At 59.7% G+C, this 14951-nt stretch carries 15 protein-coding genes and 1 tRNA gene; 10 read left to right on the forward strand and 6 right to left on the reverse strand.

Features of this window, described 5'->3' with window-relative positions; translation table 11 throughout:
• The first annotated feature begins 148 nt into the window (after positions 1 to 148).
• From GR328_RS09660 to GR328_RS09675, 4 genes are all read left to right on the forward strand, one after another.
• A tRNA-Met gene (locus GR328_RS09660) sits at positions 149 to 225 on the forward strand.
• 179 nt (positions 226 to 404) lie between these two features.
• Entirely contained in the window at positions 405 to 884 is a 480-nt protein-coding gene (locus tag GR328_RS09665) for a hypothetical protein (protein ID WP_246215775.1), read from the forward strand.
• A gap of 64 nt (positions 885 to 948) precedes the next feature.
• On the forward strand, positions 949 to 1425 hold the full coding sequence (locus GR328_RS09670) for a hypothetical protein (protein ID WP_160884302.1): 477 nt from the start codon (positions 949 to 951) through the stop codon (positions 1423 to 1425).
• Positions 1426 to 2145: 720 nt separating this feature from the next.
• Positions 2146 to 2352, forward strand: a complete 207-nt coding sequence (locus GR328_RS09675) for a hypothetical protein (protein WP_160884303.1) — start codon at positions 2146 to 2148, stop codon at positions 2350 to 2352.
• 52 nt (positions 2353 to 2404) lie between these two features.
• On the opposite strand, the gene GR328_RS09680 is transcribed toward GR328_RS09675, so the two are convergent.
• Both GR328_RS09680 and GR328_RS09685 read right to left on the reverse strand, forming a co-directional pair.
• Positions 2405 to 3334 carry an ornithine cyclodeaminase family protein gene (locus GR328_RS09680; protein ID WP_160884304.1) on the reverse strand — a complete coding sequence of 310 codons (930 nt, stop codon included), beginning with the start codon at positions 3332 to 3334 and terminating at the stop codon, positions 2405 to 2407.
• A gap of 22 nt (positions 3335 to 3356) precedes the next feature.
• Entirely contained in the window at positions 3357 to 4502 is a 1146-nt protein-coding gene (locus GR328_RS09685) for a DSD1 family PLP-dependent enzyme (RefSeq protein ID WP_160884305.1), read from the reverse strand.
• Between the two features lie 99 nt (positions 4503 to 4601).
• Between GR328_RS09685 and GR328_RS09690 the strand changes: the two genes are divergently transcribed.
• Positions 4602 to 5507 (forward strand): LysR family transcriptional regulator, encoded by a 906-nt coding sequence (locus GR328_RS09690; RefSeq protein WP_160884306.1) that lies wholly within the window; start codon positions 4602 to 4604, stop codon positions 5505 to 5507.
• Between the two features lie 414 nt (positions 5508 to 5921).
• Here GR328_RS09690 and GR328_RS09695 read toward each other — a convergent pair whose 3' ends face one another.
• Genes GR328_RS09695 through GR328_RS09710 form a run of 4 tightly spaced genes read right to left on the reverse strand, consistent with a single transcriptional unit; the run spans position 5922 to position 10554 of the window.
• On the reverse strand, positions 5922 to 7517 hold the full coding sequence (locus GR328_RS09695) for a gamma-glutamyltransferase family protein (protein WP_160884307.1): 1596 nt from the start codon (positions 7515 to 7517) through the stop codon (positions 5922 to 5924).
• Positions 7514 to 9037 carry a tripartite tricarboxylate transporter permease gene (locus GR328_RS09700; RefSeq protein WP_160884308.1) on the reverse strand — a complete coding sequence of 508 codons (1524 nt, stop codon included), beginning with the start codon at positions 9035 to 9037 and terminating at the stop codon, positions 7514 to 7516. The genes GR328_RS09695 and GR328_RS09700 overlap by 4 nt, the downstream gene beginning before the upstream one ends.
• A gap of 33 nt (positions 9038 to 9070) precedes the next feature.
• Positions 9071 to 9598 (reverse strand): tripartite tricarboxylate transporter TctB family protein, encoded by a 528-nt coding sequence (locus tag GR328_RS28520; protein WP_160884309.1) that lies wholly within the window; start codon positions 9596 to 9598, stop codon positions 9071 to 9073.
• Positions 9595 to 10554 carry a Bug family tripartite tricarboxylate transporter substrate binding protein gene (locus tag GR328_RS09710; RefSeq protein WP_160884310.1) on the reverse strand — a complete coding sequence of 320 codons (960 nt, stop codon included), beginning with the start codon at positions 10552 to 10554 and terminating at the stop codon, positions 9595 to 9597. Before GR328_RS09710 ends, GR328_RS28520 begins: the two co-directional genes overlap by 4 nt.
• A gap of 282 nt (positions 10555 to 10836) precedes the next feature.
• Between GR328_RS09710 and GR328_RS09715 the strand changes: the two genes are divergently transcribed.
• The 5 genes from GR328_RS09715 to GR328_RS09735 all read left to right on the forward strand — a co-directional run bounded on the left by GR328_RS09715 (position 10837) and on the right by GR328_RS09735 (position 14661).
• Entirely contained in the window at positions 10837 to 11658 is an 822-nt protein-coding gene (locus GR328_RS09715; protein ID WP_160884311.1) for a sulfite exporter TauE/SafE family protein, read from the forward strand.
• Positions 11659 to 11673: 15 nt separating this feature from the next.
• A complete protein-coding gene (locus GR328_RS09720; RefSeq protein ID WP_205789869.1) occupies positions 11674 to 12384 on the forward strand; it encodes an FCD domain-containing protein in 711 nt (236 codons plus the stop codon).
• Positions 12385 to 13940: 1556 nt separating this feature from the next.
• On the forward strand, positions 13941 to 14150 hold the full coding sequence (locus GR328_RS09725; RefSeq protein WP_160884312.1) for a hypothetical protein: 210 nt from the start codon (positions 13941 to 13943) through the stop codon (positions 14148 to 14150).
• Complete coding sequence (locus tag GR328_RS28525; RefSeq protein WP_160884409.1) at positions 14147 to 14293, forward strand: hypothetical protein; 147 nt, start codon at positions 14147 to 14149, stop codon at positions 14291 to 14293. The genes GR328_RS09725 and GR328_RS28525 overlap by 4 nt, the downstream gene beginning before the upstream one ends.
• 47 nt (positions 14294 to 14340) lie before the next feature.
• Positions 14341 to 14661 (forward strand): hypothetical protein, encoded by a 321-nt coding sequence (locus GR328_RS09735; protein ID WP_160884313.1) that lies wholly within the window; start codon positions 14341 to 14343, stop codon positions 14659 to 14661.
• The last annotated feature ends 290 nt before the right edge of the window (positions 14662 to 14951 follow it).

Raw genomic sequence — 14951 nt, forward strand, 5'->3', positions numbered from 1 at the left:
TCTGCGGCACTGGCAAGGGACGCAGCCCTTCGGGGTCGGAAAAGAAACCGCCATAAAAATGCCGGTTGAGCCCGCCTCTTTCTTGACACCCGGGTACAATCTTCCCTATATCGCCCATGCCTGACGCGGGGGACACCCCGCGACCTGGGGCGGAGTAGCTCAGTTGGTCAGAGCAGAGGAATCATAATCCTTGTGTCGGGGGTTCAAATCCCTCCTCCGCTACCATAAGCTCTTGAAATCGAAGAGCTCTCTTCTTTTCTTCTGGAACCTTAGCCACGGCTGTAAAGTTAGCTCAGTGCTAGCTCACCTGCGAAAAAGCCCAATAAAATCAAGGCCCCTGGTTGGTGCTGCGCTGGGCACCTAGCGCACTGCTTTGAAGTAAAGTAACCAAATAGGGCGCGGGCATGGGCTCCTCTCCGTCCAAAGAACGCTATCAACTGTTCCAACGCACCGGCAGCGCCAAGTGGCAGATGCGCTTCAGCATCAAGGGCCAGGGGCAGATCAAGCGTTCACTGGAAACCAGCGACCGATTCGAAGCTGAGCGTAGAGCTGAAGAGATTTGGTTCGAAGCGAACTACAGGGCACGCCAGGGTCTCAGCGCCAAGGCTCGAACCTTCGAGCAGGTGGCGGAAGACTTTATCGCGCACATCCAGCGTGAGGTGGAGAGGGGAGAGCGCCGCGCAGACCAAGGCAAATCAGAGCCAGCAATCATCCGGCGCTACTTCATCGGCTATTTTGGTCAGCGCCCCATCGACGGCATCACAGACTCGGACCTGGAGCGCTATGCCGAATGGCGGCGCACCTATTGGACTGAAGGCCCTGGCAAGGACATTGCTTATATACGTTATGAGCATGGTGGCGGGCGGCTGACAATCTTAGGTTGAATATATGGCTGCTGGCTCTATCGTGGATGCAGTGACCACATAGGTCTGTATCAGGGAAGAGATTATGTCCGTTCTGAAGGCGCTAAAGCTGTCTGATGCAAAGCCCACCGCGCAAGCCAAGACGCCAGTTGAGCGTGGTCGAGAGAGGCTCATCGAGAATCTGGCTCTTCAGCGGAAACTCGCGGAATCCACGATTGCAGGAACGGTCTTTGAGCCGCCGAAGCATTTTGTAATGCGTACGAATGGGGAGGGCGTCCGGGTGCGCGTGGAGGTGCCTCGGCGCATTCGTAAAGGATGGTTTGAGGACGGAAATCGTACGACGCACTGTGTGATGCATTACGGTGGCCGCGCCGTTGAAATAGCCAAGGGCAAGTCTGCGATTGAAGTCGGTCCTTTAGCTAACCTTCCTGCGCTTATTGACAGCCTAATCGAGGCAGTGCGTGCTGGAGAGTTAGACGCTGCCTTGTCCAATGCTGCTGCTGAGCGAGGTTCGTCTTCTGAACCGCAGTGGAAAGCCAAAGGCGAATTGATGCCGCGGTAACCGAGTTCAGCTCGATCGATGGGGCCGAGCAGTGGAGTGGAACTGCCCGCGTTTTCCGGCAGGTATGTGGCCCTGAGTGGCGATAATTTTCCAGCTCAGGGTCTCGGCTGCCGCTTAAGACCAGAAGTTAAGAGAAAAGGACGTTGTGTGTGAACCGCAAAGCAATTCGGGACCGCACCTCTCGCATCCTCGGCTACATTGAGACGATGTCGGACGGACGACAAAGGGCCCTCGACGCGAATAGCCAGACCCTAGGCTACTATAATCCACGACTTGATATCACAACAGATGCGACTTCTCGAACAATTGCACGAGGGAACGTTCTCTCGGCTCTTGTCTACGACGCGCACTGAGGGTTTTGGACCACCATTAACGCTATAGGACACAGGCGAGTGATTGGGCTGTACAAGAGCTTCTAAGGGGCTTCTTGACGCTTGGTAGCTGGGCTTCTTCCTGCGGGAGACAATCACATGGTCGCTCATTTGAAGGTCGGGCACAGGCACGAGAGCTGACGTTCCTTGCATCGTGGGAATCTCGTGCTTTGACCCCGAGCTGACCTTCGAGGCATGGCTTTTCTGCGGGTATGCGCCAGCAATCATGCGGAAGTCTGCGAGGGCTCGACCCCAAACCCATTCTCGTCGGGTTGATCACGGCCGAAGCCCCATCCTGTCGGAACGACGCCTGAAAGGCTGCGTTGGTCGGGCAAAGAGGAGACATGACATGTCCCAGGACAAAGCCGAACAGGCGAACATTGCGGCCAAGGAGACGCGCAAGGCCGCGGATGAACCAACACCCGAACCTTCGTTCGATCCGCTCGTCAACATGACGCACGAGGCCGCGAAGGAAGATCGCCATCTCGAAGACCTCGGACCCATGTCTCCGGGCATGGCCGAGAGGATCAAGCGGGAGCGAAGCAGCAAGGCCTGATCCTGAAGGTCCCGGCGATCTCCATCGGGCGGGTGTCGTCCCGTCCTCGTCGCTATTGCGCGTGCGATGCCCCTCGCTTCGCCAACAGGTGACGGGCGATGTAGAGATCCTGGATCGACAGCCCCGAGCTGTCGAAGACCGTGATCTCCTGGTCCGATCGGCGGCCGGGGTGCCGCCCCACCAGGACTTCGCCGATGGCGATGAGATCGGCCCCGTCCGGTGCGTGCTGGAACTCGCCGATCACGCGCGATTGACTCGGCAGATCGCAGAACAAGGTCGCGCCGGCGAGAAGCTCAGGCGGCAGCTCCTGCTTGCCCGTCGCATCCGAGCCCATGCTGGCGACATGCGTCCCTGGCCTCACCCACTCTGCCTTGAACAACGGTGCGGTTGCCGAGGTCGCGGTCACAATGATGTCGGCAGCCGAGCAGGCGGCCTCGGCCGAGGCAGGTTCCGCCGCGATGCCCTGTGCCGCGAGCTCGGCGATCATGACCGTCGCCTGGGCCGGGTTGCGTGCAACAACCAGCACGCGGCGGATCGGGCGGACCTTGGCCACCGCGGCGCATTCGTAGCGAGCCTGATGGCCGGCCCCGAAGATCGCCAGCGTCTCGGCATCCCGGCGCGCCAGCGCTTCCGCCGCCACGGCATCGGCTGCGGCCGTGCGGTAGGCGTTGAGCGTTCCGGCCTCGATCGCGGCGCCGATGCGGCCCTTCTCCTGATCGAAGAGGAGGATCAGCGAGTTGTGCCGTGGCAGGCCAATGTCGAGGTTCCCTGGCCAGTACGAGCCCACCTTCAGCCCGGCCACCTCCCGGGCCGCCGCGGCCTTGACCGTGAAGCGGTTCGCCGGGTTTGAGCCATGGCCATGCACGACCGGAAAGCTTTTGGCTTGAGCGTCGCAGGCATCAATGAGCGCCTGCCGCACGGCCTCCCTCGCCATCTCGTGAGACGCGAGCGCCGCGGACTCGGCTTCGGATACGAAGAGCATCAGAATGATCCTTCCTGTTGCCTCACCAACCCCGGAACCGGGGCCAGTAGGCCATCGGCTGGGCAGGATCGGCCGGGATAACCTCGTAGCCATCGAATTGCGCGGCCGTAGCGCAGGCATGGTTGGGTAGGATGCGGAGCTGGGTTCCGACCGCGAGGTCGGGAAGGCTGGCACTGCTGCCGGACCTGAGAGCGATGACGCCGTGTTCCTGGTTCGCGGAGGCGACGACCAGACCATCGAGCACGCGGCCTTCGATGTCACAGACCAGGCCATAACCCTGGTCTACCGCCTGGTTCGCCGTGCCGCGGTCGCGCGACAGCGCCATCCAGCCGGCATCCACCATGATCCAGCCGCGTTCCTTCTGGTGACCGATCACCGTGGTCAGGACCGACAGAGCAATGTCGTCAGGCGTGCAGACGCCTATGCCGGCCATGACCAGATCGAAGAAGGCGTAGACGCCTGCACGGACTTCCGTCACGCCGGACAGGTCCCGCGCAAAATGCGCCGTCGGGGTGGAACCGACGCTCACCACCGGACACGGCAGCCCGGCAGCCCGCAACGCCTCGGCGGCGGTGACCGCCGCGAGCCGCTCGCGCTCGGCGAAAGCCGCCAGCGCCTCGGCACCGACTGCGCCATAGCTTTCTCCAGCATGGGTACCGACCCCGCGCAGGGCGGCGCCGCCGTCGGCAAGGATGCGGCCGATGGAGACCACGGCAGGGTCATCGGGACGCAAGCCGGAGCGGTGTCCGTCGGAATCGATCTCGATCAGCACCGGGATGGCATCGCCGGCCTCGCGCGAGGCATTGGCCACGGCTGTCGCCTGCTCCGGCGAATCCAGCACGACGGTCAGGTCGCAGCCCGTGGCACGCAAGGCCAGCACACGGGGCAGCTTCTGCGGTGCGATGCCAACCGCATACAGGATGTCCTTCACCCCTGCGGCCGCGAAGACTTCGGCCTCCTTGAGGGTTGAGACCGTAGCCGGGCCATTCCCGCCAGTCAGCACATGCCGTGCCGCCTCGACCGATTTTACCGTCTTCAGGTGTGGGCGGATGGTGACACCCAGCGGGTCGAGGTGCTGGCGTAAGCGGTCAACGTTCCGCAGCATGCGGCCTTCGTCGAGGATCAGGCTGGGGGTCGACAAAGAGCTGAGAGCATCAGTGGTGGTCATGGTCCGACGGATCCCTGTGCGATGGTGGAATGCAAGATAACGGGATCGGGGTTCAGGCGCTATTTAACGGAGCTGCAACCTGCATTAAGCTCGATCTTCATGATCACCTCCCAGGATCTTGAGTTATTCGGCGTCGTCAGTGGCGTTTCGTCCCTGGCCGCGGCGGCGCGAGCGCTGGACGTCACCCCCTCGGCCGTGACGCAGCGGCTGCGGCAGTTGGAGCAGCGTTTAGGCGTGCGGCTGCTGGAACGCACCAGCCGCCGGCTGCACTTGACCGCCGAAGGGCAGTTGCTGGCTCAGCGTGGTGCCGAGGTCCTGGCCAACCTGGAGGAGCTTGCCGAGGCTTTGGTGGAGCGGCGCGAGGTCGTGACGGGGCATCTGCGGGTGGCAGCTCCGTTCGGCTTCGGGCGACGGTACGTGGCATCTGCCATGGCGGCATTGCGGACGCGCCATCCCGAGGTGAAGTTGACCCTGACGCTGTTCGAGGATCCGGTCGGCCTACGGGGCGATGCCTGGGACGTGCTGATCCATGTGGGGCCGCTGACGGACTCGGCGCTGACGCTGCACCGGCTGGCGCCCAACCGCCGCATCCTCTGCGCAGCACCGTCCTATTTGGAACGACACGGTATGCCGGAGCGGCCGGAGGATCTCCGCCAGCATGCCTGTGGTGTGATCCGGGAAGACCAGAGCGACGTCACCCTGTGGCGCTTCAGCCATGCACAGAAGGAGGCAGTCACCGTGCGGGTTCAGCCGGCGCTGAGCAGCAACGATGGTGAGGTCATCAAGCAATGGGGGCTGGCGGGGCTTGGCGTGATCGTCCGCTCAGAATGGGATGTCGCTGAGGATCTGCGACAGGGCCGTCTGGTGCCGCTGTTGCCGGCCTGGCAGCTTCCGGATGCCGATGTCGTGGCGCTGTTAGGTGCTCGTGGCGGACGGGTAGCGCGAACGGCCCACTTCCTGGAGAGCCTGCGGCAGATGCTTCAACCTGTGCCTTGGCGCGTGTAGCGGGACTGGCACGCCATCCCTCGCAGGATAGGAGCGCTTCTGACAAGGCAAACACGCAGCCAGGATTTCCGACGCGAGTCAGGAAGGTCGCCTATTGGCACTTTCCGGACGATATTTGAGTCTCTGCAGTGGCCAAAAGAGCGGACGTTCCCGCGTGAGCTCCTGTCTAGCGCGGAGCTAGTGCGGTCTATGAAATGTGAATTTTTCACAGCGGTTTATGTTTGTGCGGCATCAAGTCATAATACCGACTTCCGGATTCCGGGCTGTTACGACACTCGGCGCGATTTCACTACCGATGCGAGCTTTCGAACAATCACGCCAGCCGGTGCCACTTCTCCCCTCCATGAGCATCGCCAAGCTCTCATGTAAAAAGGTTCGTCGAGGGCAGGCATTTAAACCTGCTTGACGTTCACCCTAGAAGCCAATCGCAGCACCATCCTTGCGGTGATCGGAGCCGGCAATATATCCGCCGCCGTTGATCCTGTGGATCAACTGAGCTCCGCCGAAACCGAATGCCGCCTCTGGTTCCTCGCGCGTGATGATGTGCCCTCGATCTTCAAGCATCCGCACAGCGGAATCGTTCATCGCGCTCTCTACGGCTACCTCCCGACCCTTGATAACGCGCCAGCGTGGCGCGTCAGATGCGGCCTGTGGATTCTGCCGCCACGCTTGGGTGCGCAGCACCATCTGCAGGTGACCTTGCGCCTGCATAGGCCCGCCCATCACGCCAAAGCTCATCAACGGCTCGCCATCGCGCATCAGGAACCCGGGGATAATCGTGTGGAACGGACGCTTCGATGGGCCGACAATGTTGGCATGGCCCGGTTCTAGGACGAACCCAGAACCGCGGTTCTGCAGGCTGATACCGGTGCCCGGCACAACTACACCGGAGCCGAAGCCGCTATAGTTTGACTGGATGAACGAAACCATCATGCCATCTGCGTCCGCCGCAGTGATATAAACCGTGCCGCCGTCCTTGGGAGCCCCAGCTGTCGGCGCACTGGCTCGGGTACGGTCTATTAGCTTTGATCGGCCTGCTAGATAAGCGGGATCAAGAAGGGATTCAGGCGACATGCTCATGTGCGCTGGGTCGCCAACGTAGCGCTCAACGTCGGCGAAAGCGAGCTTCATCGCCTCAATCTGGAGGTGTAGGCTGTCCGGACTGTCAGGATCCAAAGTGTCGATTTCAGTGTGCTCGAGCATACCGAGCGCCATCAATGCCGCAATCCCTTGGCCATTAGGCGGGATTTCATGCAGCGCCACGTCTTTGAACTGGGTCGATATCGTGCCGCACCAGTCGAGCCGGTGCTCAGCAAGATCGCTCATGGCAAGTCCTGCGCCATGCTCCTGCGCAAACGCTACGATCTTCTCGGCCAGCTCCCCGCGATAGAATGCCTCTCCGCGCGTCCGTGCAATAGCCTCAAGGCTGTCACCAATAGGCCGATTAACAAACAGTTCACCCGCCCTCGGGGCACGCCCTCCGGGCATGAAGCCCTCACGGAAACCTGGCTGGTCGCACAGGAGGTCCGCACCCTTCGCCCAAAGAGTGGCAATGACGGGCGAGACGTAGAACCCGTTGCGGGCGTAATCGAGGGCCGGTTCGAAAAGATCCTCAAAGGGTAACCGCCCGAAGCGCTCCGACAACTCGACCCAGGCAGATACAGCCCCTGGAACAGTGACACTCTCCCAACCACGCGCTGGCATCCGGTCAAACCCGGCGAAGCGATCTCGCGTCCAGCAGGAGGGGGAACGCCCTGATGCATTCAGACCGTGCAACTGCTTGCCATCCCACAGGATTGCGAAGGCATCGCTTCCAAGTCCGTTGCCCGTCGGCTCCACCACGGTGAGCGCTATTGCAGTAGCAAGCGCCGCGTCAACTGCGTTGCCGCCTTTCAGGAGCATCCGGACGCCAGCCTGCGCCGCTAGCGGCTGCGACGTAGCGACTAGGTTGCGAGCCATGACAGGTGAGCGCCGAGAAGGATACGGAAAGGCGTAGGAGAATTCGTTCATGAGTATTGATCCGGAACGGCGGCGCCGACTGAAACCTTGCGCGTGCGGCGGTGGTGACGCACGCTCCAAACAACGGAGATCACAGCCATCACCAGAAGAGTCAGAGAGATGGGGCGGGTTAAGAATGTAAGCCAGTCGGCGTCAGCCATGAGAGCGCGACGCAGATTGGTTTCGGCAATCGGCCCCAGGATGACCCCGAGTACGAGAGGCGCAAGCGGAAAGTCCAGCTTGCGCATGCCGTAACCAAGTGCCCCAGCAATCAGCAGCAGATAGACGTCTGCCATGCGGTTGCTGAGCGTGTAGGCTCCAATCACCGTAAATACAAGCACCGTAGAGACGATGATATATTTCGGCACGTTGGTGACGTACAGCATGACGCGCATGGTCGACAGGCAGAAGACCAGCATCATAAAGGAAGCAATAGTGAGCGCGACAAACATGCCGTAGACAATATCAGCATGATCGATAATGAGTCGTGGTCCGACACTGATGCCATGCACCATGAGCGAGGCCATCAGAACAGCCTCCACAGCTCCCCCTGGGATGCCCATCGCAATCACGGGAATGAGACCTCCGCCAGCCGTTGACGAGTTGCCAGCTTCCGATGCAACCACGCCATCGGGAATGCCGGTACCAAATAGTTCGGGATGCTTGGAGGCCCTCTTCTCCTGATCATACGCGAGAAGATTGGCGATGCTGCCGCCTGCGCCGGGCACGGCTCCAATGAAGACTCCAATCATGGAGGAGCGCAGTAGCGTGAGTGGGCGGGACAGCGTCTCCTTCATCACGCGATAGGGATGGAAGTCGATCCGATCTGGAATGAGCGCCTCGCCTTGCCCGGATCCCCCGCCATCCTCTACTTCGCCTAGAAGTTGGCTGATGGCGTATAGTCCGATCAGAACGACGAGAAAGGGAACACCGGCAGCCAAGAGGTCTGTATCAAAGGTAAAACGGGGGCGTGCCATCATAGGATCGGGGCCCAGGGTCGCAATGAAGAGCCCCAGCACGCCGGCCGCCAGACCGCGCAACATTGAGGAGCCAACAAGACTCGCGACAATCGTCATTGAGAAGACGATCAGAGAGAAATACTCCCATGGGCCGAGCTTGACCGCAATCATTGCTAGTGGTGGCGCGGCGACAATCAAAACAACTGTGCTGATCAACGTGCCGAAGAAAGAGGCCCAAGTGCCTAGCGAGAGTGCTCTACCCGGTTCACCCCGGCGGCTCATAGGGTAGGCATCGAAGGTGGTAGCGACTGACGATGGAGTCCCAGGAATGCCCAGGAGAGCCGCGGAGAAAAGCCCACCATTGCCGCCTCCGACCCAGACAGCGAGCAGCGTAGCGATGCCTTGGATTGGTGTCATACCATAAGTCAATGGCAACGTCAGAATGATCGCCATGGTGATGGTGAAGCCGGGGATGGCCGCGGCGATGACGCCAGCCACTGTTCCAGCCGCCATGCTCAACAGCACCCATGGCGTCAGAACTTGCGCCGCGCCGGATAGAAAAAGATCAAGCATCCCGTAACTCTTTAAAACGACTCAGTCACAAGATCAGAACAGACTCGCGCGCGGCAAGAAGATGCCAAACAAGTCTGCAAAGAACCATGCGGTACCGAACGAGAATACAAGCGCGACCACCAGCGCAACGATGCGAGCCGTCCATGTACTTGGCGCCAGACCAAACTGGACGACAAGGAGGAAGGCGAATGTGCTGATACCGAAACCCAATAGCGGAAGCACTAGGGTGTAGATTGCGAATGCGACGAAGGTGAAGATTACGAGTCGGTGTGAACGAAGGAATGCACTGAACCCTGGTCCTGACCGAGGTCGAAGACGAGCCTCCTGAGCAATACCGAAGCCGCTGATGATAATCATCAAAGTGAGAACAAGTGCCGGAAAGGTTCCGGCGCCGAGGGGCTCCCAGCGAGACGAAGGTAGACGAAGAGCGACTACCAGAAGACCAAGCGAGCTTATTAGTAAGACGAGATAGGCGATCAGACGTGACCGATCACCTGTCCGTTGGCCTGCTGACGCTCTCGCCGGTGGGAGAGCGTCAGGCTTTTTCGTAGCAATACTCATGATGCAAGCTTGGAAGAGAGACGCTTGACAGTCTCGTCCAGTCTCTGGAGTGATTTCACGTAATCCTCCTGGCTCCGGAAGACAACGTCGCCGCCAGCATTCTTGATCTGCTGGATGGCATCCTGATCCTTGGCCACCTTCGAGAGCGCCTCTTCGAGCACATCAATGCGCTCCTGCGGAGTTCCCTTAGGAACAACTAGGCCGCGATTGATGGACAGGTCGATATCGTACCCAAGTTCTTTGAGGGTGGGGACATCCGGGTACTCTGGCAGACGCTCCTCGCTTCCCACTGCCAGGAAACGCAGATCACCGTTCTTCACGAACTGTCCGGCCGAGGCAACATCACCGATGGCGGCCTCGACTGTACCGCCTAGCAAGCCGCGGATACGCTCACCGGTGCCTTCATAGCCAACATAGCCGAACTCAGTACCGGTCGCATCCCCAACCATGGCAGCGTGCAGATGAGGCACGCCTGCGAGCGTGACCCCAAACTTGATCTTGCCTGGATTCTTTTTCGCGTGAGCAACAAACTCTTCAAGGGTTTTCCATGGTGAATTGGCACTGATCACGATGAACTGCGGAGATGAAGTTATCAGGCCAACCGGGGTAAACGAATCCCAATTTAGTTTTGTTAGGTCGGTGTGGAACGATGTTAACAAGCCATCGTGAATTTGCGAAATTGTATAACCATCCGGCTTGGCCTTCGCGACCTGCTGGAGACCAAGAGTTCCGCTGGCGCCAGGAACATTGATGACGGGGAAGGGCTGCCCGAGTTCGTCCTCCAGTTGCTTGGCTACAATACGCATTATTGCGTCGCTGCCGCCGCCAGGCGCCCAAGGCACAATAAATTCAACGGGCTTCTCTGGGTACTTTCCTTGTGCCTGAACAGGGAACAATCCCGAGCTGGCAATCATCAGGGCAGCACAAGTTCCAATGAAAAAATGTCTGCGTTGCATAATTGTCTTCCTCCTCCGCGCCGGCAATCGCAAGCGCTCATCAAGATTTTGCCTGCGCCGTGATGGCGATTGGTATTCTTTTTCGGAAAACAGCCTTACCTGCACCGAACCAATTGTCAAATGGTTATGGCGGTTGATTCTGCACCAAAATCAGCCATGTTGCTGAGAGGTGTACCATTACAGGTGTGGAGGGGTAAACAGAGTTGTTAATCCCAGTGCCATTATGGTACCAATCCACATAATGGTTTTATACTTGATTGTGAGGATGTTGTGGTCGTAGGAATGAGTTTGGGATCCGCCGCCATTTGGATTGCGGCAATGGTCGGCGCCGGTGCAGTGGGCGGCATACTCGCCGGACTGCTGGGCGTTGGAGGCGGTATCGTAATCGTCCCGCTTCTCTATCACCTACTCGGACTGATGGATGTCGCCTCTGACATCAGCATGCACATTGCTGTGGGCACATCGCTAGCCATCATCGTACCAACAGCATTCATCTCTGCACGATCGCACGCTAAGCGGGGCTCCGTCGACGGAGCGCTCCTACGATCCTGGGGGCCAGCTATCTTTATCGGCGTCCTTTTGGGGACAGTGCTTGCCGGTGGATTCGACAGTGAGGTACTCGTCGCGATTTTCGCCACGGTAGCTCTCCTTGTTGCGGCTAACATGCTCTTCCGCAGAGAGGGGGCAAAAGTTGCTGATGGCTTCCCCGGTCGCGGCACCAAAATGGGGCTCGGCATCTTTGTTGGCGGGTTCTCGGCGCTGATGGGCATAGGAGGCGGCACGCTGAGCGTACCCATCTTGAGTGCCTTCGGTTTTCCCGTCCGCATTGCTGTTGGTACCTCTGCGGCAATTGGTATGATTATTGCTGTCCCTGGGGCGCTCGGCTATTTCCTGTGGGGCCTGAATGTTTCGGGGAAGCCGCCGCTTACTGTAGGGTTCGTAAACTTGATCGCAGTGGCTGCAATCATCCCGATGACGACGCTTCTCGCGCCTGTTGGCGTGCGTATTGCTCATGCGATCCCACAGCGTGCGCTCCGTTACTGCTTTGCTCTGTTTTTAGGTCTAACCTCTATCAGGATGTTCTTCGACGTCTTTGTTAAGTAGTCACTAGAGGTGATCGTGTTGAAGTCCACAGCTGCCCTCCAGACCTTGCGCACGATGATCGATAGGCGCGAATTTGGTTCTGCTGGTCGCTTACCTCCAGAGCGGGAGCTCGCTGCCCATCTCGGGGTCGGTAGAGGCGTCTTGCGTCAAGCGCTAGAAGTTCTCGAGGCGGAGGGGCGTGTGTGGCGTCGGCAGGGACAAGGCACGTTCTGCGAACGCCCGCCGACCGAGCGAGCCAAGCTTGAGGATTTGAGCAGTCGGACCAATCCAGCGGAGGTCATGGAAGTCCGGCTGCGGATTGAGCCTGCGCTTGCTAATTTGGCTGCTCTGCGGGCTACAAGCGAAGATCTCCTGCGCCTGGAAACCTTCGCCAAACGTACAGCCTCGGCTACTGATGCAGATAGTTACGAACTGTGGGACGGCACCTTTCATCGAAAGATAGCGGAAGTGGCTGGCAATAAGCTATTCTTGGCTCTTTTCGATGCTGTCAATGCGGTGCGGCAGGAGACCTCCTGGGGAGTGCTCCGTGAGGCGGCTCGTAGTGAGGAGCGTCAAATCCTTTACTCATCCCACCATGAAAAGATCGTTGCTGCGATTGGGCGGCGCGATGGCGCCGCAGCTGAGCAAGCGATGCGCAGTCACCTGAAAGCTGTTGAGGAAAACCTGTTGGAGACTGCACAAGCTGGTCTTCCTGTGGGCCAGGCCCCGATGCGGATTCCGGGTTGAGTATGTAATGCTAAAGCTTACAGATGAAGCAAGGGCTCAGGATCAGACTCCTTCTGGAGGGTAGTCGCTGATGCCGAGAAGCTTAGCTGAAGCGGAACAGGAAAACGAGTGAAACTCATACCTCTGTCTGCTCTCTGATCGCAGCGCATAAGCAGCCGTTCGTGAGAAATGCGCAGTTTCCTGAGGGGCGAGCAGTGGCATTTCGGAGCTCATTTAAGAATAGATGAGAGCTGCAAGATACAGGGGCTCGCAGCCGGGGTTGGGCACAAGCTTTCGCGTCTGCGGTAACTTCCCCGACGGGCCCTTAGAGAACGCCCAGACGTTGCCTCTTGGCGCATATCGGACGGTAAGTGGATCTCTTTGCTGAACAAAACAGCAGCTCTTCTGCCGGTGTTCGGAAATCTAGTGTAGAGCTAGTGCAACTAAGAGAGATATCAACAATTACAGGAGCTTAGCTTCGGGTGATGTCAAATCATAATCCTTGGTCGGGGGTTCAATCCCTCCTCCGCTACCATAGGCCCAAGGCCTTTCCGGTATTCTCCCGTGTTTACGATCAGAGCCGGTACCACCCGGCCCGCGCGGACGGCCCACATTTTCCCCTTATGAAGACCGCGTCAACGGATTGAGCGGCGAAATCCTTCGCCGGGTGATCTTCAATTCTTCTGGTGAGCTGGGGCGAAATATGTCGCAGCGGAGCTCTTTTCAGGGAATGGGAGGCAACCATATCAAGGATAGGGCGGAGCTAGCGACCCACTGTACCTTGGGAGACCGAGAGAAAAACAGCTGCCCGGGGCTCTGAACCTACGCAGCGTTCTCAAGCCTATCAATTCGCGAGCCCATCGTCAGGGCAGGGTAGTTGCTTGCCCGGATGTGGGACATTGAAAGTCGCGCACGCTCAATCCATAAACTGAGGCGAGGATTGCCTTTTGCGGAAACTCCTCCATCGCATTCGATACTGGTTTCGCCGGCGGCCTCCGGCTGACGATCTTACAGAGATCGAGTACGAAGCCGTGTCCCTGATCGCATACGAGGGGAGGGCTGCCTACGCCCGGGCCCGGGAGCAGGCGGAGTACTGTCTCAGCCGAGGGAGCGAAGCGGGCTGCCGGTTTTGGTCAGAGGTCGCCCTTGAGGTGGCCCGTCGAACCGGCATGACCAATACGAGAAAAGCTAAGGAGCCGCCAAGGTAAGCAGGCCGTTTGCGAGCCTTGAGGGAGAATGGATATTGGCCTCCAACGCTGAATGGCGTCGGTTCGATGCCCCTTGCCGCAGGCGGATGGGCAGGCAATCCCTTCAGGAGATCGCCCGGCTGGATTTGCGCCCGTACCGGGTGATCGGCCAGGGTATCCGACAGTCGGGAGACCGGTCCGCGGCACGATGCGCCTACGTCCGGAACCCGCTTTCAGTCACAGCTTTCCTCCGGTCGGCCCGCTTCCGGCAAGCGGATGTCACATGTGTGCAATGGGGGGGCCGGCTGACGGGCATGTCCTACCGGGTACCGGCCTACCCGGTGCAGCCCGGCGCGATGTACTCTGGAGGATTTCCGCATCAGCCAGGCCATGCCGGTGAAGTCGATCATCACCTATCCGGCGACGGCCTCGACCCTGCCGCGCGACAACCGGACAGTGGAGGTGCGCGGCCATGCCAGGGCCGGTGACCGGCCAGTCTCTCATGTCGACGTGAGTACCGACGATGGTGCGACCTGGACGCCGGCCGATCCTGATCCGGCCCCAACCCCTACTCGCGGCAGCGGTGGCGGGCTCGCCTGAGCTTCCCAGCAAAGGGCTATTACGAGGTCTGGGCGAGGGCGGCGGACGACCAGGGCACGATGCAGCCTTTCGAAATAATGTGGAATCCGCGCAGGGATCGAAACAATTCGATGCATCGCATCGCGCTGACGGTTCCCACCTGATGCGGCGGAGAGGAGCCATTGCGAAGCGAGCAGGGAGAAGGTCGGTCGTGATAGTCCTGGCGCTTGCCGTCAACATGGGATGGACCCCTGCCGTTCAGGCGCAGGATGAGCGCGCCCTGCCTGCGGGACCTGGGCCTGACGAGACAGTCGCGTGGTGCTCAGGCTGCCAGTCCAGGGCGCTCGTGATGCGGCAGGGCATGAGCCGCGAACGCTGGAACGACATCATTACCTGGATGGTGGAGAATGAAACCATGCGAAAGCCCTGCGATGAGCAGCGCAAGGTCCTGCTCGTTTATCTCTCAGCCCGTTTCGGGGCAGCCAAAGGTGCGGGCTGCACCGACACTCCATGGGGGAGAAGATGCCTCTAGCGCTTGCCGTGAGATGGACGTTCCACTTGCCAGGATGGCAATAAGAGCCGATCAGGAACCTTCTCCCGATCCTGCCGGTTGGGCCAGTGGTGTTCGCCTGCACCGATGCCGCTATGCAAAATCGGAATCAAGGTCCGCCTTCGGCCGTCGAGCTCCAGGGGAGCGGAGCCAGCGTTGCGGCGACCACGGAATGTCTTGAGGGCGACCTCCAGAATAGGTCGATGGTGCGAGTCGAGATCTCCGCTTGCGCAGGTTGATGGGGCACGCCGCCGTGCCGTCATCCGGAGTGC

The organism is Microvirga makkahensis (assembly GCF_009830105.1).
In the GTDB taxonomy this organism is placed as follows: domain Bacteria; phylum Pseudomonadota; class Alphaproteobacteria; order Rhizobiales; family Beijerinckiaceae; genus Microvirga; species Microvirga makkahensis.

What these genes read in the sequence shown, in the direction of transcription:
- GR328_RS09665 (WP_246215775.1), top strand. Translation starts at nt 405, where the DNA reads ATGGGCTCCTCTCCGTCCAAAGAACGCTATCAACTGTTCCAACGCACC.
- GR328_RS09670 (WP_160884302.1), top strand. Translation starts at nt 949, where the DNA reads ATGTCCGTTCTGAAGGCGCTAAAGCTGTCTGATGCAAAGCCCACCGCG.
- GR328_RS09675 (WP_160884303.1), top strand. Translation starts at nt 2,146, where the DNA reads ATGTCCCAGGACAAAGCCGAACAGGCGAACATTGCGGCCAAGGAGACG.
- GR328_RS09680 (WP_160884304.1), bottom strand. Translation starts at nt 3,334, where the DNA reads ATGCTCTTCGTATCCGAAGCCGAGTCCGCGGCGCTCGCGTCTCACGAG.
- GR328_RS09685 (WP_160884305.1), bottom strand. Translation starts at nt 4,502, where the DNA reads ATGACCACCACTGATGCTCTCAGCTCTTTGTCGACCCCCAGCCTGATC.
- GR328_RS09690 (WP_160884306.1), top strand. Translation starts at nt 4,602, where the DNA reads ATGATCACCTCCCAGGATCTTGAGTTATTCGGCGTCGTCAGTGGCGTT.
- GR328_RS09695 (WP_160884307.1), bottom strand. Translation starts at nt 7,517, where the DNA reads ATGAACGAATTCTCCTACGCCTTTCCGTATCCTTCTCGGCGCTCACCT.
- GR328_RS09700 (WP_160884308.1), bottom strand. Translation starts at nt 9,037, where the DNA reads ATGCTTGATCTTTTTCTATCCGGCGCGGCGCAAGTTCTGACGCCATGG.
- GR328_RS28520 (WP_160884309.1), bottom strand. Translation starts at nt 9,598, where the DNA reads ATGAGTATTGCTACGAAAAAGCCTGACGCTCTCCCACCGGCGAGAGCG.
- GR328_RS09710 (WP_160884310.1), bottom strand. Translation starts at nt 10,554, where the DNA reads ATGCAACGCAGACATTTTTTCATTGGAACTTGTGCTGCCCTGATGATT.
- GR328_RS09715 (WP_160884311.1), top strand. Translation starts at nt 10,837, where the DNA reads ATGAGTTTGGGATCCGCCGCCATTTGGATTGCGGCAATGGTCGGCGCC.
- GR328_RS09725 (WP_160884312.1), top strand. Translation starts at nt 13,941, where the DNA reads ATGCCGGTGAAGTCGATCATCACCTATCCGGCGACGGCCTCGACCCTG.